Source organism: Algoriphagus hitonicola, assembly GCF_900113375.1.
GTDB lineage: Bacteria > Bacteroidota > Bacteroidia > Cytophagales > Cyclobacteriaceae > Algoriphagus > Algoriphagus hitonicola.
In genome coordinates this window covers 98,659-119,952 of sequence record NZ_FOPC01000012.1, presented here as the reverse complement: position 1 = coordinate 119,952, position 21,294 = coordinate 98,659, and the positions used below count along the sequence as shown (strand labels likewise).

Genomic DNA, 21,294 nt, shown 5'->3' with positions numbered 1-21,294 from the left:
CTTATACGCACTATGAAAAAAGTATTTAAAATCTTTGGATGGATTATTGGCATTGTCCTAATTCTATGCTTGGTGGGATTTGCTTATATCAATATGGCATTCCCCAATGTCTCACCAGCGCCTGAAGTAAGTATTGATTACAGTTCGGAGCGAATCGAACGAGGTGACTACTTGGCCAATCATGTCACAGCATGTATGGATTGTCATTCGGTAAGAGATTTTTCCAAATTTTCTGGTCCACCTACTCCAGGAACGATCGGACAGGGTGGTGATCGATTCGATCAGACTATGGGCTTCCCCGGTGTTTTTTATGCCAAAAATATCACACCGCATGGGATCTCTGACTACACTGATGGAGAACTCTACCGACTGATTACCACCGGTGTGACCAATGATGATCGAGCGATGTTTCCTGTCATGCCTTATTTGTATTATGGAAAAATGGACCCGGAGGACATTTATGATATCATCGCATATCTCCGCTCCTTACCGGCAATAGAAAGCGAAATTCCGGAATCGAAAGCGGACTTTCCAGTTAGCCTAATATTGAAAACCATTCCAAACGATCCAGAACCAACCAAAAAACCAGACCCCAGCGATCAAGTAGCATATGGTAAATACCTAACCAATTCCTCGGGATGTATAGAATGCCATACTCAGGCTGATCCTCAAGGAATGATCATGGAAGATCTGTCATTTGGTGGTGGCCGAAATTTCCCCTTCCCAGATGGATCCATTGTCACTTCATCCAACATTACTCCGGATGCTGAAACCGGAATCGGGAATTGGAATGAGCAGGCTTTCGTAGAGCGTTTCAAACAATATGCTGAAGACCGATATATCCCTGCCTCGGTTAATCCCGGCGAATTCAACTCCATCATGCCATGGACCATGTATGCCGGAATGAAAGAAGAAGACCTCAAGGCCATTTATGCATATCTTAAAACAGTGAAACCGATTACAAACCCGGTGACTAAATTCACCTCAGGTTCGGAATAAAGAACATTTTCTTTAAAAAATTAAAAGACCTGCATCCTAACAAGATTCAGGTCTTTTGTATTTAATCGCCTTTTGTAACCAATGTCACCAAATTGACTGACTAGAGATTTCTACTTTTAGGTGCGAATTTGGCAAAAAACGTATTGACCCAATTTTCGACTAAGATATTTATAATTGCCCAAATAACCATTCCTAGTAATCAATGAAGTCCTCCAGAAGAAAGTTTATGGCTCAGCTCGGAGCAATCGGTGCAGGTTCCGGCCTGCTTAGCCTTGCTCCCACAGTTGCCAAAGCCGAAGCCAATAAGATTGCCCCAAAGTCTTTTACACTATCCATCCTTCAGACTACTGATGTTCACTGTCAGATTCATCCCCATGATGAATTGTTCTGGGAAAATGGTCAAGCGGTCTATCGAAAAACTGGTGGATACGCTCAGCTAAAAACTTTTTTGGACCGAGAGCGGGAAAAATCTGAATACAGTTTTGTGATGGATACCGGAGACATGTTTCAGGGATCCGAATTATCCGTGCGTACTACAGGAGAAGCAATGATTCCCATTCTCAATGAAATGGGCTACGATCTCTATTTGCCTGGAAACTGGGAAGTGGTCTATCAAAAACCTGCCATGCAGCATCTTTTGGGTTCCCTTCATGCACCTAAAATCTGCGCCAACATGTATCACGATTTGGGTGAAGGAAAAAAAGGAGAACTTATTTTTAATCCCTATCACATCTGGACAGTGAACCGTGTGAAAATCGGATTTTTGGGATATACCGATCATTTGGTTCCATTACGCCAATCACCAGATTACAGCAAAGGAATTATTTACACCAAACCGGAAGAAAATCTGGCTCACTACGTCGATGTACTTCGGAATCAGGAAAAATGTGCTTTCGTGGCCATTATTGCCCACTTGGGACTCTCCCAGCAGATCAATTTGGCCAATTTGCCCGAATGCGAAGGCGTGGATTACATTCTCGGCGGAGATACTCATGAGCGCGTAAGAAAACCAATCCAGGCTAAGTACTCCAAAGTCGTCGAGCCCGGGGCTTTTGGCTCTTTTGTGGGAAAATTGGAATTGAAAATAGAGGATGGAAAAGTAGTCTCTGATATGTATGAGTTGCTCGAAGTAAATTCCGATCAAATCAAACCAAATCCAGCGGTTGAAAAAATCATCGCCGAAAACGAGGGGCCTTTTCAGGAGGATATCCTAAAAATTGCTGGATACAGTACCATACCACTTTACCGATATTTTGTGATCGAAAACCCCATCGATACCATGATTCTTGATGCCATCAGCTGGCAAGTCCCCGAGGTGGATATTATTCTTTCGAATGGATTTCGGTTTTGTCCACCACAAACCACTCCAGACGCGACAGGAAATATCCCCATTACCAATGGATTTATTTTTGACATGCTGCCGGTAGATTCTCAGATCCGAACTGGAAAAGTCACCGGAACTCAAATTGCAGCTTGGCTGGAAAAAGAGCTCAACAATGTCTTTGCCAAAGAAGCTTCCCAAAGATTTGGCGGTTGGGTCATTAAATTCAAAGGAATGGAAGTTGAATTTTTGGCTTTTGGTGAAGAAGGTAAGCGAGTTCAAAAAGTATCCGTTCACGGAAATCCACTCGAAATGGATCGGGTGTATAGTATTTGTGCTTGCGAGCGAGATGGTGATCCCGATGATATGCTTTGCCGATTCAAAGGCGTGAAAGAAACCGAAAATACGCCATTTACCCTTCATGAAGCGATGAAAAATTACTTGGCTGCTAATTCGCCAGTCACCCCCATCCCTCCCAAATCTGCCGTGGCGCTAGACGCTCCTGCCACCTTGCTGACTCAGGTGTATGGTGTGGATTATGAGTTCAGATAGTAAATGCTTCCACTCTTGAAAAATGGAAGGAGAAAAGTGTTTATTCACCCCGAAAGCCGGTCAAAAGCCGGCTTTTTTTATTTGTAAAAAATCAGACCAAGCGCAAATCAAACGGTCGAAAGGCATCCAACATCGGATCTTCCGGCTTGAGCTCGGTAACTAAAGTGTGCACTGCTGTGAGATCGCAAGTTTGATATTTTTGAACCGAATGGAGCTTGTCCGAAACCGAAAGAATGATGGTCCGCTTGGCCGCCCGGATCATAGCTTGCTTCACCTGAATCACCTCCCAATCAAACTCCGTCAAACCCGCCTCTGCGTCCAGATAGCCCGTGCCTAAAATACACAGATCTACCTTCAATTGATTCAAGGCGTTAACCACGGTACCTCCAATGGCAAATTTCGCTTCGTGTAGCAGCTTTCCTCCTAAAAAAATCACCTCCACCTCCGGCAATTCCAAAAGCTGCATCGCCACATGAAGGCTGGGTGTGAAGACAGTCAAAGGTAATTTTCTGGGAATCATTTTAGCCACTTCCATATTGGTCGTGCCGCCACTCATCAGAATAACCTGCCCCTCAGAAAGCAAGGAAACTGTCTTTTCGGCGATCTGGATTTTCTTGGACTGCAAATAGATATTCCCATCATCTTTGGTAAAATTCATAAAACCAAAAGAGGTCGCTCCACCATGGACTTTCTTGAGTTTTTTCTCCTTAGCCAATTCCTTGACATCCCGTCGCACGGTATCGATGGACACATTGAGCGAATCCGCCAAATCATTGAGCAACACCCGGTGATGAAGATGGACCTGGTCGAGAATGTATTTTTGGCGTTCTTCTTTGAGCATGGGTTTATCGTTAAGCTTGAAAGCTACTAAAAACGGCAAAAACATGCAAAACCTAGACTGATTCTACTTTCCCCTGCAAAAAATAGCGAAAATTGATTCCCAATCCTGCATTTTTCTAGGTAGTTTAGAGCGTTGAAGAATTACCCTTGCTATGAAACCAATCCTTTTCAGAACTCCCCTCGCACTGCTTTTGATAGCTTTGCTCAGTATGAGCTTCTTATCCTGCAGCCCCAAATTGAGTCAAGCGACTTTCCGGATTATTGATAAACCCATCACATGGAATGAGGAGCGCGAGCAGCTTTCCCTCCAATACCTGAAAGACCGTCATGGGCTAGAAAAGGAATCTGCCACTATTGATCCTCAAATGGTCGTGGTTCATTGGACTGCTATTGACAATGTCGAGGTGACTTTCGATGTATTTGACGAGCCGACTTTAGGCGGGAGGGAAGACTTGTCCGGAGCAAGTAACTTAAATGTTTCCAGCCAGTTTTTGATCGATCGGGACGGAACGATATTTAGACTTTTGCCGGATACGGCATTTGCGAGGCATACAATTGGATTGAATTATTGTGCGATCGGAGTTGAAAATGTAGGCGGGCCAGAGGCGCCTTTGACTAATGCTCAGCTCAAGGCAAATGAAGAACTCATCCGCTATTTGCAGAGAAAATATCCAGATATCAACTATGTGATCGGACATCATGAATACCAATTATTCCAAGAAACCGACCTGTGGAAAGAAGCCGATCCAGACTACCGAACCACCAAAACCGATCCTGGAGATGTTTTTATGGAGAAGCTGCGAAAAAACCTTTCTGACCTTAATCTTCAGCCTATCCCTCAACAGTAATTCGATGAAGCAGTTTCGTGGTCTTTTAAAGTGGATACTCGTCTTATCGGTTTTTTTTGCCTGTAAATCCCAAAAGGATCTTTCCGGCTCAAAAGAAACTCCCTCAATCGGAAAAGAAATACCGAAGAGAACCGACCGACAATTCCCCGAGAAACCCCTTCCCAAAACTCCCATAAACCTACAACCGCTTTCTTTCGAACTCCCCGAAATGCCCCGTGAGTTTAGGGGAGTCTGGATTGCGACAGTTGTCAATATCGACTGGCCGGAAGCCGGAACAGATAGTTGGGAAAAGCAAAAAAGGGATTTTGTCACCCTTTTGGATCATTATAAAAAAATGAATTTCAACGCAGTCATCGTGCAAGTGCGAACTGCAGGAGATGCCTTTTACCCCAGCCGACATGCACCTTGGTCCCGGTATTTGACCGGAAAGGAAGGAACAGCACCCAATACCATAGAAAATCCCCTCACATGGATGATCAATCAGGCTCATGAACGCGGCTTAGAGTTCCATGCTTGGCTCAATCCCTACCGTGCGACCTTTGATGACAAAACCAGTCTGCTCAGTCAGGATCACGATTTTAACCTCCACCGAGACTGGATGCTAAAATACGGACCAAAATATTATTACAATCCCGGTTTGCCAGAGGTGAGAGAAAAATTTATTGCGGTGATCGACGAACTCGTCAATAACTACGATTTGGATGCCGTGCACTTTGATGATTACTTTTATCCCTACAAAATCGGTAACCAGATTTTTCCAGATCAAAAGACCTTTAATCAATACAAAAAACCCGGACAAACCATTGATGATTGGCGACGCGAAAACGTCAATCTGCTAATTCAGGCCGTTCACCAAACTATCAAAAAATCTAAACCATGGGTGCAGTTTGGCATCTCCCCATTTGGAGTTTGGCGCAATCAGGACAAAGACCCCAAAGGCTCTCCGACTCGCGCTGGACAGACCAATTATGACGACCTTTATGCAGACCCGCTGACATGGATGAAAAATGGCTGGATCGATTACTTGATTCCTCAATTGTATTGGAGTATGGATTATGAATTGGCCAGCTATCGCAAACTCAATGACTGGTGGTCAATAAATAATTTTGGCACCCATATCTACATCGGAAACGGACCCTATAAAATCCGAGACAATGCCGACAAGGCCTGGGACAATCCCCGGGAAATCAACAATCAGATCAATTACACCCGTACACTTCCGGCCATTCAAGGAAATACATTTTTCTCTGCAAAGTCCCTCTTCGGCAAAAATCAGGATGTAGCAAACCTGCTGCAGCAGGAATTGTATAACCGACCTACTTTGCCGCCGGCTTTTGAACCAAATTCCCCTTCCATCATTGAAACACCATCTGTTTTCCAAGTGGAAGCTAACTTAGAATGGACAAAAATCACCTTGGAGAAACCCTTGGATCCGGCCATTCGCTATGCCATGATTCAAGGGGATGATAACTTGGTGAATTTAGCTGACGCAGAAATTCATACCGTATGGGTCGGTGGGACTCGTGCCCGTCACCTCGAGGTTAGCAGCTTACACACCAATTATTTGGCAGTTCGCTGGATTGATCACTACGGACGAATTGTCCAAACTCAAGTTTTCCAAACCCCAAAAGCAAGCCGACCATGAAAGATATGCTCGTTCGCTTGATCAACTTGCCCGATATTTCCGAATTGGCAAAAAGACTTTTAGAAAAGGAAAAGATTATTTTCCGTCGGGCAATTGCTCCCGAAAAACACCTTGTCACTGAATGGATTTTGGATCAATTCGGAGAGTATTGGAAATCTGAGGTGGAAGTAGCTTTTTCCAGACAGCCTGTTTCCTGCTGGATTGCTCAGCGGGAAAATGAGATTTTGGGATTTGCCTGCTATGAAAGCACGGCAAGAAATTTCTTTGGCCCAACAGGAACGTTGGAATCAGAACGGGGAAAAGGCATCGGGAAAATCCTTCTCATTAAATCTCTGGAATCGCTTCGGGAAATGGGCTATGTCTATGGCATCATCGGAGGGGTCGGACCGGCCGAATTTTATGAGAAAGCCGTCGGAGCCAAAATTATCGAAGGCTCAGAAATCAGTATTTACCAGAACTTACTCCGAAAGTCATGACCCAAAATTCAACTAAAAACCCGTGGTTTTGGGTACCGTCACTTTACCTCACCGAATCACTTCCCTACGTGGTGATCATTACCGTCTCGGTAATCATGTACAAAAACCTCGGCATCTCCAACGCAGATATTGGGCTGTACACTTCCTTTCTGTATTTACCTTGGGTAATCAAACCGATCTGGAGTCCGATTTTAGAGCTTTTTGGAAATAAAAAACAGTGGTTTCTCAGCATGCAATTGATCCTGTCTCTCGTCTTTTTGGGCGTGGGATTGACGACCGGTACCGATCAGTTTTTTACCATTACCCTTGCCTTTTTCTGGATGGGCGCTTTTGCTTCTGCTACTAATGACATTGCCTCCGACGGCTTGTATTTAATCGCCTTAAAACCCGATCAGCAAAGCTTTTTTGTCGGGATGCGAAGCACCTTTTACCGAGTTGGGATGATTACAGGACAAGGTTTGATTGTAATTCTGGCGGGTTATTTAGAAGAAAAATTCGGAGATCCGGCTCAAGCTTGGTCTTGGACGATGATCGGAGTCGGCGCCTTGATGCTATCCTTGTCTGGGATCAACTACCTGACTACCCCAAAAGTCATCGAACTACGTGTAGCTAAAGCTGATCAGCCTAGTTTTGGGAAGGTCTTTGGGACTTTCTTCACCAAGAAAAATATTGGGTTGTCGCTCGCTTTTGTCCTGTTCTACCGATTGGGGGAATCCCAATTGGTCAAGATGGCTTCCCCTTTTTTTCTTGATTCCCGAGAGACCGGCGGCTTGGGATTGAGTACCACCGAAGTCGGATTTATTTACGGGACCCTGGGCGTAATTGCGTTATTGACAGGTGGAATTGTCGGAGGCATTTTGATTTCACGTGACGGTTTGGGTAAGTGGATGATGCCCATGGCTTTTGCCATCAATATCCCAAATATCGGCTACATCTTTTTAGCATGGTTACAGCCGGAAAGTGTCTTTTTCTCTACGGCAGTCGTATTTATTGAGCAACTGGGCTATGGATTTGGCTTTGCGGCGTATATGGTATTTCTGATTTATCTGGCAGAAGGACTGTTCAAAACAGCTCATTATGCTTTGGCCACTGGATTTATGGCGATGGGTATGATGCTTCCGGGAATGCTGAGTGGCTATATGCAAGAATGGCTGGGATATTCGGGCTTTTTTGTATGGGTGGTGATTGCGACGATTCCTGGGATTTTGATCGCTTATTGGGCAAAATACCCGAAGGATTTTGGAAAAAAGTTAGAAAGCTAAAGGTTTAAGTCTAAGAAGATAGGGCTTCGACTACGCTCAGCCGGACAACGACTACGCTCAGCCGGACTCCAAACACAATCCGATATTGGTAGTGAAGACAAAGCCAATTACCTTTAGATTACGTCTTCATTGACTCCTAATTCCAATCGATCAATTCCTCATGAACCAAAATCAAAAAGTCATTCAACGCTTCTCCCCTGCAGCATTTAATCAAGATACGGAAGAAAACACTCGTTGGAGTTCGTGTCCCTACGGACTTCATAAGCTACATTGAAATGAGAGTGCAGACACTCCCTTAAGCGTTTAAAACATGATGAACAAAAACCAAAAAATCGCCCAATGCTTTTCCCCAGCAGCTTTTATTCACGATACAGAAGAAAACTACCTAGCCATCGAAAAGCTAATCCGGGAGCAGGAAATCGGCGGTTTGACTTTTTTCCATAGCCGTCATTCTGCGGCAGCAAATTTTGAAAAAAGAGCAGAGTCCCTGAAAACCGATGGCACTTTCGAAAAACTCATTGAACTGATCAATCGCTATCAGGCTATTTCCAAAATCCCTCTACTGATCAGCATTGACGGAGAATATGGCTTAGCAATGCGCGTGGAAAAAACTCCCCAATACCCTTTTGCAATTACGCTCGGTGCCTTGAAAAAAGATGCTGAAAAATGGGTAGAAGAAGTAGGCCATCGAATGGGTTTGGATATGAAGCGTTCGGGAATTCACCTCAACCTCGCCCCTTGTGCAGATGTCAATACCAATCCGGAAAATCCTGTGATTGGATACCGTTCCTTTGGAGATCAAGTCGATAAGGTGGCTAAACTTTCATTTGCAGCCTATTCGGGAATGAAAAAGGCAGGAATTGGGGCATGTCTGAAGCATTTCCCCGGACATGGGGATACAGCGGTAGACTCGCATTTAGGTTTACCTATTTTGCGCAAATCTAAAGCAGAACTCAAGGCCGAAGAACTCTTGCCCTTTCAATATGGTATTGATCGCGGAGTGGAGATGATTATGGTTGGCCACTTGGCAGTACCTGCGCTAACCGGAGGAAAGGACATTCCTGCCAGCATCAGCCGTGAGCTAATTACCGATTTGCTCAAAAGAGAAATGGGATTCAAAGGCTTGGTGATTTCTGATGCGCTAAATATGAAAGCCGTAGCCAATCTTTATCCCGAGCCCGGCGAACTCGAATGGCAGGCTTTCCATGCCGGAAATGATATTTTGTGTTTTTCTGATCATGTAAAGGAAGGGATTGAAAAAATCGGCCAAATGGCTTCAGATGCGGAAGTAGATGCGGTTTTTGAAAAAGTGATGAACTTGAAAAAACGCTTGGGCGTAATAGAAAGCAAGTCTATTGAAGTTCCTGCCTTCGATTGGGAAAGTCATTCCCAACTCCAAAAGGATCTGGCAGAAAACTATGTGTCGGTGATTTCAGGGGAAATTAATCCCGCTGAACTTAGGACTTTGGCAGAAGGAGGAAAGCTGGGTTACTGGGAATTTTTCACCCAAAGCCCAAGTCACTTTTCGCAAGAGCTCAATTTATCATCCTTGCCAATCGACGAAGCTGAAAAAGTAATTTTAGGCGTTTTTGTACCCAGTCACAAACCTTTAAATCAGTTTGGAATGGATCAAGGAGTACTGGATGAAATCCAAAAATTGGCCAAAAGCAAACCTTGCATTTTGGTTCATTTTGGAAATCCATTGGCATTAAAGCATCTGGGAAAATTGGATGATTTTGAAGCAGTGATTTGTGGGTATCAGGGATTTGAGGAAACCCAGCAGGTGGTTGCTGGCACTTTAGGATTCTGAGTAAAAAATGCAGTTTTCCTAGTACAGAAAAAAGGAAATAACCACTTGATTAGGTCTTTACTTTTCCAAAGGGTAATTTGAATTCCTAAATTTCCATTTTTATGAGCAAAAAATACAGAAGGCCTGGCATTTACATCGAGCAAGTTAGCACCTTGCCTAGGACAATTATTCAAGTTCCTACGGCAATTCCTTCCTTTATTGGCTATACAGAAAAAGCTATCCACAAGGGACAGTCTGCCTTAAATACGCCAGTTAAGATCAATTCCTTTGCAGAATATACAGCCAAGTTTGGAGAAAATTACCAACCGATTTTCGAACTCATTCCTGCTACGCCTGATGATCCTCACCCGATCACTATTAATGGCGAATCAAAATCTTTTACCCTAAAGACTAACCAAAAAGCCTACCTGTACTTCAGCGTTCGGGATTTTTTCTACAATGGAGGAGGGAGCTGCTACATCATTTCCGTCGGAACCTATTCTGACCAGAATGAAGTCTTGATCAAACGTGAGGAACTCTTGGGAACGGCTTCATCAACTCCAGCAGGGCTTAAGGCTTTAGAAAATGTACAAGAAGCCAGTTTGGTTTTAATCCCTGATGCTGTAGAACTCAGAAATGAGGCTTTTCCGGTATATCAGGATATGCTTAGAACATGCCCTCAGGACCAAAAACGCTTCGCTATCTTGGATATTCCCGATGGATTTTTAGATCGAACTGTCGACCGGGATGTCATTGAGGAATTCAGAACAGGGATCGGAAATCAGCATTTAAGTTTTGGAGCAGCCTATTATCCTTGGCTAAATCGACCGATGAGTGATTTTAAGCTTAGCTATAAAAATTTAGACCCATCGATTGCCTTAGATGAAATTTTAGCCGAGCCGGCAGTCCAGCAATTTTTGGCTAGTACTGATGAAACTGACCCCGATTTTCACAGGTCTTTGGAAATCCTGAGCCCCACCTATAATTCAATCCTTCAGGAAATGGCAAAAAAGTTAATTGCTTTTCCCAGTTCAGGAGCTGTTGCCGGAGTTTATTGTATGACGGATACTAGCCGAGGGGTATGGAAAGCTCCAGCCAATGTATCTCTATCGGGTTTTATCGAACCCACAGTCTCTATCAATTCTTCTCAACAGGAAGACTTGAATACTGGAGGATTTTCAGGGAAATCCATTAATGCTATCCGATTATTCCCAGGAATTGGAATTTTGATTTGGGGAGCACGAACACTCGCCGGAAATGACTATGAATGGCGCTATGTACCTGTCCGCAGAACGGCCATCATGATCGAGCAATCCATCAAAACTGCTTTAATATCTTGGAGCAGCGAACCCAATAATCCGAGCACTTGGAATGCCATTAAAATGAGTTGTGAAAATTTTATGGTATCGCTCTGGAGAGAAGGAGGACTCGCCGGAGCCAAGCCTGAAGATGCATTTTTTGTGCGAGTTGGATTGGGTCAGACCATGACCCAGCAGGATATTTTAGATAATCTGTTGAAACTGGAAATCGGAGTGGCCATGATCCGTCCTGCTGAGTTTATTATTTTGAGAATTAGTCAAAAGATGGAATAATTTAGGTTTAATCGGCTTGCGGAAAATAAAGTCAAATTCTTCGAATCAACTTCCTAAAAACAACAAAACCCTCCAAAGTCAAACAGCCTAAGAAGGCTTTTATTTTTTACTCCTCCACCGAGAATCGATATTCAATCCGATGCTCGTATTTCTCTCCAGGATTTAGGATCGGACTGGGGAAATTGTCATGATTAATGGCGTCGGGCCAGTTTTGGGATTCGAGACAGAAGCCCCAATGTTTGTCATAGGTTTTGCCATCCGCACCAGCAAAGTCCGCAAGAAAATTTCCCGTATAAAACTGTACACCCATATTATCGGAATACATGTCCATCACCCGGCCGGATTCGGGATGCCTAACCTTGGCAAAATGGATCATCTCCTCTGATTTCTCTGTTTTCATCACCATATTATGATCAAAACCTTCCCCATGAGCAGTGATCTGATCACCTAGAATTTTTGGTGTGCGGAAATCGAATGGTGTTCCAGTGACGTCTTTTACTTCACCTGTTGGAATCAAGCCCTCGTCAATTGGTGTATAGGCATCTGCCCAAAACTGAAACTCATGATCCAAGGCGTCGCGTTTTGCTCCTCCAAGATTGAAGTAGGTATGATTGGTCAGATTGACTATCGTTTTTTGATCTGTAGTTGCTTCAAAGCGGATTCGTAGCCTGTTATCTGAAGTCAACTCGATCCACTGCGTAGTCTGCAATGTTCCGGGATAACCTTCTTCTCCATCGGGACTCGTATAGGTCATTTTTACCCCGACCACTTTATCATCTGAGTAATGCTCCGCATCCCACACTTTTTTATTGAAGCCTTCCACTCCTCCATGCAGGTGATTCTCGCCGTTGTTTTGAGCCAAAGTGTAGGTTTTACCATCCAATTCAAATTCTCCTTTAGCGATCCGGTTAGCCACACGGCCTGCAGTTGCCCCAAAAAATGGATTCTCTTTGGTCAAAAACTCTTCCACGGTATCAAAGGTCAAGGTAATATTCTCTTGATTTCCATCTTTGTCCGGAGTGATGATTTTGGAAATCACTCCTCCATAATTGGTGAGCTCCACCTGCATGGTTCCATTGTCCAATACATATTTTGACACAGATTTGCCTTGATGCTCCGTTACTTTTTCTGCTTTAATCATAAGTTTGATTTCTTCTTTAATCGTTTCTTTTTCTTGAGGTGGTTTTTGAGAACAGGCCATCGCCAGAAAAAGCAATAAACCTGTGGTAATAATTGAATTGATTTTCATAGGTATGGGTTTGTTTTGAGCTTGGAATTTCTAGAAATAGAAAAGGGATTCTTCAAAATTCAACTATCAAACTTACAATTATTTATTAGTTAAGCCACTTTGAGATTTCCCCCTTCTGCCGATGTGAGTGTCGTCACTCACTGCATTAAGGAATTCACGTTATTTCCGTTCCTGATTTTTTTCGACCCGATCAAGTTCTTCTTGAAGCTTTTCCCTTAGCCACTGTGAGTGTCATCACTCACAGCATAAAGAAACACCTTATTTCCGTTCGTGATTTTTTTCGATCCTATCAAGTTCAGCTTGTAACCGGACCTGATCATACCATTTCCCCTCCATCATCACACCGAGTGGTTTTTGCATGGTTTTTAGGTTTTCCAGTGGATTATCAGTGACCATCACAAAGTCAGCCAGCATTCCTTCCTTGATCATTCCCCAGTCAGCTTCCGCATTCATGTAGTTAGCTGGCTCAACCGAACCTGTTTTCAAAATCTCATAATTGGACATTCCTGCTTTTGACATCAACTCGATCTCATGATGAATCGAAAAACCCGGAACATTAAATACCTGAGGCGAATCCGAAGCCATAATCATCGGTACGCCTGCACGGTGTAGCTCCATAAATAGCTGATTTCTGAAAGCCAAGTACGGCTCAACAAACTCTCTATCCAGCATTCCTGCCCGTTCCAACTGCTTTTTGCTGTTGACCCACTGCTGAATCAAGGGACCGGGAAGGTATTTCATTTCAGGAGCCATACGGAATTCGTCCGCAGGCACATAGCCAAAATACCGATCAAACAAGGTTAACGTCGGTGCCATGTAGGTACTTTGGTCGAGTGTTTTTTGGATCAAAGCGGATATCTTTTCCATTTCAACTTTATCCACCAACTTCAAATTAAACGGCCCGGAAGTAGTTGGATCAATTTCAAAATCTTCCGGCAAAAGTCCCTCCATGTATCCGTCTAAGTGTTCGATGGATTTAAATCCTGATCCCAAGGCATTTTCGATTCCCACTGCCAAAGGGACATGGCCTCCAAATGGAATCCCAACTTCCTTTGCTGTGTTTGCGATTTCCCACATTTCATCCAGTTCCACTCCGGGATGGATTTTTAGGTGATCGTATCCGGCATCTTTCTGATCTCGCACCATTTGAGCGGCTTGTTCCGGACTAGAGACCGAATTGGCATTGAAGGAAGGCCCAGAAATAAATACTCGAGGCCCTTCCGTTTCGCCGGATTGTACTCTACTCCTCAGATCCAAATGTGAAGGATGTCCCAGCATACTCCGAATTCGCAAAACGCCATTGGCTAAATACAACCACATGGATTCTTCCTGAAGCTGCGTGCTCCCATCATCTGCTACAGGGAGATGTGCATGAAACTCAGCAAGGCCGGGGAAAACATAAGCACCATTTCCGTCGATCACCTGATCGGCACTCATTCGGGGAGTCTGAGCCGTAAGTGGGATGATTTTTTGAATTTTACCTTCGGAAACATAAATCGCTTGATCTTTGAGAACCTGATCATTTTCCATGCTGACTACATGGACATTGGTCACCAAAAGATCCTGAGCCTGTACGGCCAATGCAGAAAAGATGGCCAACAAAAGAGGTGTTAATGTGAATCGCATAGCAGGTGATATTGGGTTTGCACTGAATTTCGTCCTTTCATGGTTCGAAACCAATCCGGTGGTGGAATTTTTTGATTGGAATAAAAAAATCAGAAGCAGAAAAGCACTTCCGATTTATTCTAAATTCCACTGCGTGTGATAATATTCCCCTCTTGGATCATCTTTTCGCTGATAGGTGTGGGCACCAAAATAATCGCGCTGCGCCTGAATCATGGAAGCACTGGAATCGGAGGTAATTCTTCCCAAGAGGTAATTGATCCCTGCACTCATCACCGGCATGGCAAAACCATGTGAAATTCCCAACCCAACTAGCTCGGCCAATGCTGCCCTGTCCGAAATCACTGAATCTTTGATTCCTTTCATTTCAAAAAAAGAATCCGAATAGTGTTCTGAGATATTTTCCATCAAACCTGATCGGATAATGCAACCATTCGTCCAAATCCTTGCGATTTCATAAAAATTAAGTTCCCATTTTTTTTCCTCTGAGACTGTTTTCATTAATCGAAAACCCACTTCATGATTGATAATTCGAGCCAAGCAATAAGCTTGCTTGATTTTGGGAAGCCAAGCATCCAGTTTATCTGTAACGGGAAGAAATTTATGCTGAAAGACTTCGGAAAGCACCATCCTCATCGACTTTTCCCCTGAAACCCCTCGAGCATTTACGGCTTCAGCCAAGGGACTATACGGCACACCATACTCCAGTGCAGTGGTCAGCGACCAACCTCCCGTCCCTTTTTGACCGGCTTGATCGAGGATTTGATCCAGAACCAATTCACCATTTTCCTTGAATACTAAAATATCAGCGGTAATCTCCAGCAGATAAGATTTCAAATCACCTTTATTCCAATCCGAATAAATCGCCGAAACTTCTTCCGGAGTACACCCAAAACCAAATCGAAGCAAATGGGTCAATTCCGCCAAAACCTGCATCTCACCATATTCGATAGAGTTATGCACCATTTTGATAAAATGTCCCGATCCTCCCGGCCCGACATAGGTGACGCAGGGTTTATCATTTTTATCTTTGGCGGATATTCTCCCTAAAAAATCGGCCACCATCGCATAACCTTCCGCATTTCCTCCGGGCATGATTGACGGGCCTTTACGAGCACCTTCCTCTCCTCCTGACACACCCATGGGAAGAAAATGCATTCCCGCCTCATGTAATCTTTGGACTCTTCGCTCAGAATCTTTGTAAAAGGAATTTCCCCCATCGATGATCAAATCTCCTTCTTCAATTTTTGGCAAAAGGGTATCCAACTGATGGTCTATCGCTGCTCCTGCTGGGATCATCATCAGGATTTTTCTAGGTCTTTCCAGAGAATCCAAAAAAGCGTCCAAATTTTCAAATGCCAGCATATTGGCAAAATCAGGATTTTCTTCCAGCACCTTGTTGGCAATTCCCTCCTCTTTTCCTTCGACAAAGCGATTATAAAGTGAAACAGGTACTCCCTTTTCAGCCAGATTCAGCGCCAAACTTTTCCCCATTACTCCCATTCCGATCACACCCATTTTCATTGCCAATGGATTTGATTGAATATACCGGACCGCTTCTGAAAGCATAATTTCCGGGGATTGATCAATCGAAAGCTGAAAACCATAGCTTGGATCCTCCCAAGTGGCCAATTGGGAATCCAGCATTTCGGCTTTCATGTAGTGATTTTTTCGCGCCAGCATCCGCGACCAGATCAAATCCCGCTTACCGATTAAATGAACCCAACGCAAATTTTCAGATACCTTGAGCATCTGCCGATAGGATTCCTTGAGTGCAGAGCAAGCTAAAACCGCTCCACCGGTTTTTTCAGACTCTTCAAGCTTTTTGGCTAGAGACAAAAGCCAAGGTTGGCGATCATCATCATTCAGGGGCATTCCCTGACTCATTTTTGCAATATTTTCGGCTGGGTGAAAATCATCTGCATCAAAAAATGGAAGATGAAACTGCTGGGAAAGGCCCGTACCCAAAGTAGTTTTTCCGGTACCGGATACGCCGGTGACTATGATTAGCATGGTTAAGCTGGGTTAGAATAGGATGAGATTTTAAAGATATACTCTGCTAGGGGAATGAAAAAATCGCATTAGAAAATTGTAAGATTCTGTAATTTAGACCGGATGAACAAAGAGACTTCTTTCATATCGGACCAATTTTATTCTAAAAAGGTCAATGATCTGCATTTTCGGAATTTACGGCTAGAAAAGCCTAATGCCTCCATCCAATCCTGCGCGGTGCGTATGGCCCGAGAGCAGGTAAGTTGTTTATTTATCGGGGAATCCGCTCAGCAAATTCAAGGATATATCACTGATATCACCCTTCGGGATCAAGTCTTGGCCAAAGGGCTTTCGCCCCAGTCCCCGGTCTCCCAAATCATGGAATTTGACATGGTATCTATTCATCCGGATGCCAGTTTAGTCGAGGCATTGATGCTAATGTTTCGGACTAAATCCCGCTACCTTTTGGTCAAGGAAAACGAGCAATTTGTAGGCTGGATCAGCCGAACCAAAGTCTTGACTGAGCAAAGCCAAGGTCCTTTTATGTTTATTCAATCGGTCAAAGAAGCCCGACAAATCCCCGAACTCCGAAGCAAATGGGAACGAATGCCCGAAATCATTCACCTACTTCTGAGCCGTGGGATGAAGGCAACGATTGTCAATCAAATCATTACCACCGTTGCGGATACGATCACCCAACGCGTCATTGAGCGGGTAATCAAAGAGATTGGTCCTGCTCCGGCAAAATTCGTCTTTTTTGTCCTAGGCAGTGAAGGAAGAGGCGAACTCACCCTGAAAACCGATCAGGACAATGCGATCATTTATGAAGACAAAGCCAACGAACAGCGAGAGATCGTTAGGGCCTATTTTCTCGATTTTGCCACGCGGGTATCGACCGCATTAGATCAAATCGGTATCGTCTTTTGCGAAGGGGAATTGATGGCCATGAATCCCAAATGGACGCATTCGCTCTCCCACTGGAAGCGAAACTATGAGCAATGGATTTCTGATGCCTCACAGGAAACGGCCATGAATTATACCACCTTTTTTGACTGTCGGGCGATATATGGAGAAAGTGAGCTTCTTGAGGATTTGCAATCCCACATGGGAAAGCTACTCGAAAAGGCTTCTGAGCGATTTTTTATGAATCTGGGCTACAATGCACTCCAATACGAGCCTCCTTTGACCTTTTTCAGAAATATCAAAAGCGAAAAAATCGACGGGGAAAAACAAATCAACATCAAACAAATCATGCGTCCTATTGTAGATTTAGCGCGGGTTTATGCACTCAAATGTCAAATTTTCGAACCCAACACCGCAAAGCGAATTGAAATTTTGCGACAAAAAGGAGTCTTCTCCGAGCCCGAAAGCCAAGAACTATTGCATGCTTTTAATTACTTGATGTCGCTTCGACTTGAAAACCAATCTCAACTGATATTGACCGAAAAAAGTAAACCCAAAAATTACCTCAAACTTTCAAACCTCACCAAAGTACAATCCGTCACCTTAACTGAGATTTTTAAAGTTATTAGGGATTTCCAGGCACGAATCAAATTGACCTTTACCAGAAGTCTATAAATTTTACAGACTGAACCGACTTTATTAAATTTTTTATAAAAGTTGTTTTTTATTAGCCAAAGTTTTTTAATTTTGTTAAAACAAATAAATTGCAAAAAGGAAGGCCCAATTCAATAGATAATTTCATCAATAATCCAATTGAAGGACAAAATATTGAAGGCAACCGATTTCCTGATTCTTTTTATTTGGCTTTAGCACAAATGACAACACATCTTACAAACCTTAATCTGTCTAACCAGTATGCTCAGTAAGTATCCGCTTTCGGAAGTCGAGAAAAATTTCCTTCAGGAATCCGGTGTTGAAAAAATCAGCACAAAAATCCCCTATCTTATGGTGGATAATTTTCCTAAGCTGGGGCTCCTCACCGCTTGTAGATTCCTCGAATGGGCTTCCGCAAATCCGGAGGGAGTGATCAGCTTGCCGACAGGAAAGACACCGGAGTTTTTTATCAAATGGACTCAATATCTACTCGAAAACTGGGACAGTAAAAAAGGAAAAGAAATCCGTGAAAAATACGGGCTGGGATCGACCAAAAAACCGGTGCTCAAAGATTTGACTTTTGTGCAGATTGATGAGTTTTACCCGATTTCCTCCCAGCAGCACAATAGCTTTTACGACTACGTCAATAAGTTTTATTTGCAGGGATTTGGCTTATCCAAAGAAAAAGCCATCCTGATCAATTCGGATGAAATTCCTTTGGCCGAAGGCAAACATTACAGCGAAATCTTCCCGGATCTGAAAGTGGACCTTTCACTCCGCTTCCGAGAGCCACAAAATGAGCTCGAAAAGCTCCAGCAAGACTCCATCTACAAAATCGATCAATGGTGTGCCGATTATGAGAAGAAAATCCGTGATCTGGGCGGAATCGGTTTCTTCCTCGGAGGAATCGGTCCGGATGGCCACATTGCTTTCAATACCCGCGGGTCGCACATTTACTCGGTAACTAGACTGACGGAGACCAATTTTGAAACTCAGGCTGTAGCCGCCGGAGATCTAGGCGGAATCGAAGTTTCGGCCAACCGACTCGTCATTACCATTGGTCTGGACACTATCGTGTACAATCCCGATGCCGTGGCCATCATTATTGCGGCAGGAGAGGCCAAAGCTGGAATCGTAAAAGATTCACTAGAAACCTCACTCAATAATGTCTATCCTGCCACGGTCCTTCAAAAGCTGAAAAACGGTAGATTCTACCTCACCAAAGGCGCTGCGGTAAAACTGACCGATTCGATGGATTCCTATTACCAAAAAGGGGAATGGACCTTCGAAAAAACCGAGCGGGCAGTTATTGATCTTTGCAAAAAACTCAACAAATACGGTCATCGCCTCAAACTCGATGACTTGAAAAATGATCGCTATTGCAAACTCATTCCGGATCTTTCTGAAGATACCGTGAGCAAAGTGATCCAAAGTGTGGATTCCAAGCTAGCCAAAGGCCTAGAGCCTGAGCGAAATGAAGTGCTACTTCATACCGGTCCACATCACGATGATATATCGCTGGGAATTTTGCCCCATATCACCAACCAACTCAGCGAACCATCAAACGAAGCCCACTTCAGTGTGCTCACCTCTGGATTTACGGCAGTGACCAACACTTTCGTCATTGAAACTCTTCAGCATACCAAAAAACTTTTGGATGAGAACAAAATCCAAATGGTCAATTATGAGGATTTCTTTGCCGTTGGCTACAGCCTCAAAACTGACAAAGACGTCTATCATTACCTGACCAATGTGGCTTCTGAAAATGCCGATGCGCGAAAACGTGGCCTTTGTCATCGCGTGGTGCGTGCCTTGGTGATCGTATATGAAATCAAAAACAAAACCCAGCTTCGCGAAACGATTAATGATGTGATCAGTATCCTGCGAAGAAGTTATGACGGGGAGAAAAATCCGGCTAAAATCCAGAAACTGAAAGGAATGATCCGGGAGTTTGAGGAGGAATTGGTTTGGGCCCACTTTGGCGTACAGGTAAAAAATGTGCATCACCTGCGCTTGGGCTTTTACACCGGGGATATTTTCACTGAGCAACCGGACAAAAAACGGGATGTGGAACCGATCGTGGAAATGTTCCGAAAAATTAAACCTACAAAGATTAGCTTAACGCTCGATCCGGAAGGTTCAGGACCCGACACCCATTACAAAGTACTTCAGGCTACTGCCGAAGCGGTACGTCAATGGAGCGAGGAGCATGACACGAGCGAGCTGCGAATTATTGGTTATCGAAACGTCTGGTTCAAATTTGAGCCGCATGAAGCCAATGTGATTGTACCCGTTTCTCTCGGAGACATGTCGGTCATGGAGGACTCTTTTGCCAACTGCTACCTAAGTCAGGTCAATGCTTCTTTCCCAAGCTATTCGCACAATGGCAAGTTTAGTACCGTGGCCAAACGAACCTGGGTCGGACAATTAAATGACATTCAGCTTTTGCTGGGCAAAAACTACTTCTATCTTCACGAGCGCGCCAAAGTTCGCTCCAGCCATGGATTGATTTTCTTCCGGGATATGAACGTGGATGAGTTTTTGGCAACTGCCAGAGAACTGGAAAAATCTATCGAGGGAATGCTCTAAAAGCCTTTCCTTTTTTCAAAAACACGGAGAAGTCTTAAAAACTGAACCGATTTTTGACTCAAACCTAATTATCAACCAACATAACCTAAACGAATGGAAAAGGCCATTTTGGGAATTGACATCGGAGGCACCGGCATCAAAGGTGGTGTGCTGATCAAAGGCCATTTGGAGGATATCCGGTCCATTCCTACACCGGCCCATGAGGACAAAGAACATATTTTGGAAACCATTGCGGTTTTTATCGAATCGTACCTAGAATATGATCCCGCAGGAATCGGAGTGGGAATCCCTGGACTGGTCAATGTAGAGGAAGGGATCGTCCTTGGTCTATCCAATATTCCTGCTTTTCAGCATGTAGAATTGGGCAAGTTCTTGACCGAACGGTTTGCCCGGCCTGTATTTATAAATAACGACGCCAACTGCTTTGCCTTGGGCGTACATAAATTTGGAGTAGGCCGAAAATTCAAAAACATGATCGGGATCACCTTGGGCACGGGCTTGGGAGGTGGGATCGTTATCAATGGCCATCTCTATTCAGGAGTAAATTCAGCGGCGGGGGAATGGTGCAGCGTGCCTTATTTGGAACACAATTTTGAACACTATTGCAGCGGAAAATTCTTTCTAAATTACTATCAAAGCAAACCCAAAGCCTTGGCAAAACGGGCCATGGCTGGGGATTTGGTCGCCCAAAAGGCATTTGATGAATTTGGTCATCATCTTGGAGAATTGTTCAAGCACATTTTATACACCCTAGCTCCTGAAGCCATTATTCTAGGCGGATCAATCCGGAAATCCTTCCCCCTTTTCAAAGCTTCTCTTGAACATACCCTATCTACTTTTGCCTATCCTACGGTATTAGAAAATTTCCAGATTTTGCTCTCCGAGCTAGACGAAACAGCCATTCATGGAGCCGTGGCCTTGGTCGAAATCGAAGAAGAAACAGTGAATAGTTAAGAATAA

15 protein-coding genes are annotated in these 21,294 nt (G+C 43.9%); 11 read left to right on the top strand and 4 right to left on the bottom strand.

Features of this window, described 5'->3' with window-relative positions:
• Window positions 1-12 precede the first annotated feature (12 nt).
• On the top strand, window positions 13-999 hold the full coding sequence (locus tag BM043_RS15740) for a c-type cytochrome (protein WP_092793373.1): 987 nt from the start codon (window positions 13-15) through the stop codon (window positions 997-999).
• A gap of 202 nt (window positions 1,000-1,201) precedes the next feature.
• Entirely contained in the window at window positions 1,202-2,872 is a 1,671-nt protein-coding gene (locus BM043_RS15735; protein WP_092793371.1) for a bifunctional metallophosphatase/5'-nucleotidase, read from the top strand.
• A gap of 91 nt (window positions 2,873-2,963) precedes the next feature.
• Here the strand turns inward: BM043_RS15735 and BM043_RS15730 are convergent, their stop codons facing one another.
• Window positions 2,964-3,713: a DeoR/GlpR family DNA-binding transcription regulator gene (locus BM043_RS15730; protein WP_092793414.1), complete on the bottom strand. Its 750-nt coding sequence runs from the start codon at window positions 3,711-3,713 to the stop codon at window positions 2,964-2,966.
• 151 nt (window positions 3,714-3,864) lie between these two features.
• Between BM043_RS15730 and BM043_RS15725 the strand changes: the two genes are divergently transcribed.
• From BM043_RS15725 to BM043_RS15700, 6 genes are all read left to right on the top strand, one after another.
• Entirely contained in the window at window positions 3,865-4,560 is a 696-nt protein-coding gene (locus BM043_RS15725; RefSeq protein ID WP_092793369.1) for an N-acetylmuramoyl-L-alanine amidase, read from the top strand.
• A 4-nt stretch (window positions 4,561-4,564) separates the two neighbouring features.
• The gene (locus BM043_RS15720; protein ID WP_245753056.1) at window positions 4,565-6,205 is read left to right on the top strand and encodes a glycoside hydrolase family 10-like protein; all 1,641 of its coding nucleotides are present in this window, start codon (window positions 4,565-4,567) and stop codon (window positions 6,203-6,205) included.
• On the top strand, window positions 6,202-6,681 hold the full coding sequence (locus tag BM043_RS15715) for a GNAT family N-acetyltransferase (protein ID WP_092793367.1): 480 nt from the start codon (window positions 6,202-6,204) through the stop codon (window positions 6,679-6,681). Before BM043_RS15720 ends, BM043_RS15715 begins: the two co-directional genes overlap by 4 nt.
• The gene (locus tag BM043_RS15710) at window positions 6,678-7,943 is read left to right on the top strand and encodes an MFS transporter (RefSeq protein ID WP_092793366.1); all 1,266 of its coding nucleotides are present in this window, start codon (window positions 6,678-6,680) and stop codon (window positions 7,941-7,943) included. The genes BM043_RS15715 and BM043_RS15710 overlap by 4 nt, the downstream gene beginning before the upstream one ends.
• Window positions 7,944-8,253: 310 nt before the next feature.
• Window positions 8,254-9,753, top strand: coding sequence for a glycoside hydrolase family 3 protein (locus tag BM043_RS15705; protein ID WP_245753055.1), 1,500 nt, complete (start codon window positions 8,254-8,256; stop codon window positions 9,751-9,753).
• Between the two features lie 101 nt (window positions 9,754-9,854).
• Window positions 9,855-11,324 (top strand): phage tail sheath family protein, encoded by a 1,470-nt coding sequence (locus BM043_RS15700; protein WP_092793364.1) that lies wholly within the window; start codon window positions 9,855-9,857, stop codon window positions 11,322-11,324.
• Between the two features lie 106 nt (window positions 11,325-11,430).
• Here BM043_RS15700 and BM043_RS15695 read toward each other — a convergent pair whose 3' ends face one another.
• From BM043_RS15695 to gndA, 3 genes are all read right to left on the bottom strand, one after another.
• Complete coding sequence (locus BM043_RS15695) at window positions 11,431-12,573, bottom strand: aldose epimerase family protein (RefSeq protein WP_092793362.1); 1,143 nt, start codon at window positions 12,571-12,573, stop codon at window positions 11,431-11,433.
• 258 nt (window positions 12,574-12,831) lie between these two features.
• The gene (locus tag BM043_RS15690; RefSeq protein WP_092793360.1) at window positions 12,832-14,199 is read right to left on the bottom strand and encodes an amidohydrolase family protein; all 1,368 of its coding nucleotides are present in this window, start codon (window positions 14,197-14,199) and stop codon (window positions 12,832-12,834) included.
• A gap of 114 nt (window positions 14,200-14,313) precedes the next feature.
• On the bottom strand, window positions 14,314-16,209 hold the full coding sequence (gene gndA, locus BM043_RS15685) for an NADP-dependent phosphogluconate dehydrogenase (protein WP_092793359.1): 1,896 nt from the start codon (window positions 16,207-16,209) through the stop codon (window positions 14,314-14,316).
• A 102-nt stretch (window positions 16,210-16,311) separates the two neighbouring features.
• Here gndA and BM043_RS15680 point away from each other — a divergent pair, with 102 nt between their 5' ends.
• The 3 genes from BM043_RS15680 (at window position 16,312) to BM043_RS15670 (ending at window position 21,288) form a co-directional block, all read left to right on the top strand.
• The gene (locus BM043_RS15680; protein WP_092793357.1) at window positions 16,312-17,766 is read left to right on the top strand and encodes a DUF294 nucleotidyltransferase-like domain-containing protein; all 1,455 of its coding nucleotides are present in this window, start codon (window positions 16,312-16,314) and stop codon (window positions 17,764-17,766) included.
• Between the two features lie 240 nt (window positions 17,767-18,006).
• On the top strand, window positions 18,007-20,334 hold the full coding sequence (locus tag BM043_RS15675) for a PIG-L family deacetylase (RefSeq protein WP_092793355.1): 2,328 nt from the start codon (window positions 18,007-18,009) through the stop codon (window positions 20,332-20,334).
• A gap of 93 nt (window positions 20,335-20,427) precedes the next feature.
• Window positions 20,428-21,288 (top strand): ROK family protein, encoded by an 861-nt coding sequence (locus BM043_RS15670; protein ID WP_092793354.1) that lies wholly within the window; start codon window positions 20,428-20,430, stop codon window positions 21,286-21,288.
• The last annotated feature ends 6 nt before the right edge of the window (window positions 21,289-21,294 follow it).

Excerpts from the sequence above, each read along its gene's own strand:
- BM043_RS15740 (WP_092793373.1), top strand. The coding sequence starts at position 13 with ATGAAAAAAGTATTTAAAATCTTTGGATGGATTATTGGCATTGTCCTA.
- BM043_RS15735 (WP_092793371.1), top strand. The coding sequence starts at position 1,202 with ATGAAGTCCTCCAGAAGAAAGTTTATGGCTCAGCTCGGAGCAATCGGT.
- BM043_RS15730 (WP_092793414.1), bottom strand. The coding sequence starts at position 3,713 with ATGCTCAAAGAAGAACGCCAAAAATACATTCTCGACCAGGTCCATCTT.
- BM043_RS15725 (WP_092793369.1), top strand. The coding sequence starts at position 3,865 with ATGAAACCAATCCTTTTCAGAACTCCCCTCGCACTGCTTTTGATAGCT.
- BM043_RS15720 (WP_245753056.1), top strand. The coding sequence starts at position 4,565 with ATGAAGCAGTTTCGTGGTCTTTTAAAGTGGATACTCGTCTTATCGGTT.
- BM043_RS15715 (WP_092793367.1), top strand. The coding sequence starts at position 6,202 with ATGAAAGATATGCTCGTTCGCTTGATCAACTTGCCCGATATTTCCGAA.
- BM043_RS15710 (WP_092793366.1), top strand. The coding sequence starts at position 6,678 with ATGACCCAAAATTCAACTAAAAACCCGTGGTTTTGGGTACCGTCACTT.
- BM043_RS15705 (WP_245753055.1), top strand. The coding sequence starts at position 8,254 with ATGATGAACAAAAACCAAAAAATCGCCCAATGCTTTTCCCCAGCAGCT.
- BM043_RS15700 (WP_092793364.1), top strand. The coding sequence starts at position 9,855 with ATGAGCAAAAAATACAGAAGGCCTGGCATTTACATCGAGCAAGTTAGC.
- BM043_RS15695 (WP_092793362.1), bottom strand. The coding sequence starts at position 12,573 with ATGAAAATCAATTCAATTATTACCACAGGTTTATTGCTTTTTCTGGCG.
- BM043_RS15690 (WP_092793360.1), bottom strand. The coding sequence starts at position 14,199 with ATGCGATTCACATTAACACCTCTTTTGTTGGCCATCTTTTCTGCATTG.
- gndA (WP_092793359.1), bottom strand. The coding sequence starts at position 16,209 with ATGCTAATCATAGTCACCGGCGTATCCGGTACCGGAAAAACTACTTTG.
- BM043_RS15680 (WP_092793357.1), top strand. The coding sequence starts at position 16,312 with ATGAACAAAGAGACTTCTTTCATATCGGACCAATTTTATTCTAAAAAG.
- BM043_RS15675 (WP_092793355.1), top strand. The coding sequence starts at position 18,007 with ATGCTCAGTAAGTATCCGCTTTCGGAAGTCGAGAAAAATTTCCTTCAG.
- BM043_RS15670 (WP_092793354.1), top strand. The coding sequence starts at position 20,428 with ATGGAAAAGGCCATTTTGGGAATTGACATCGGAGGCACCGGCATCAAA.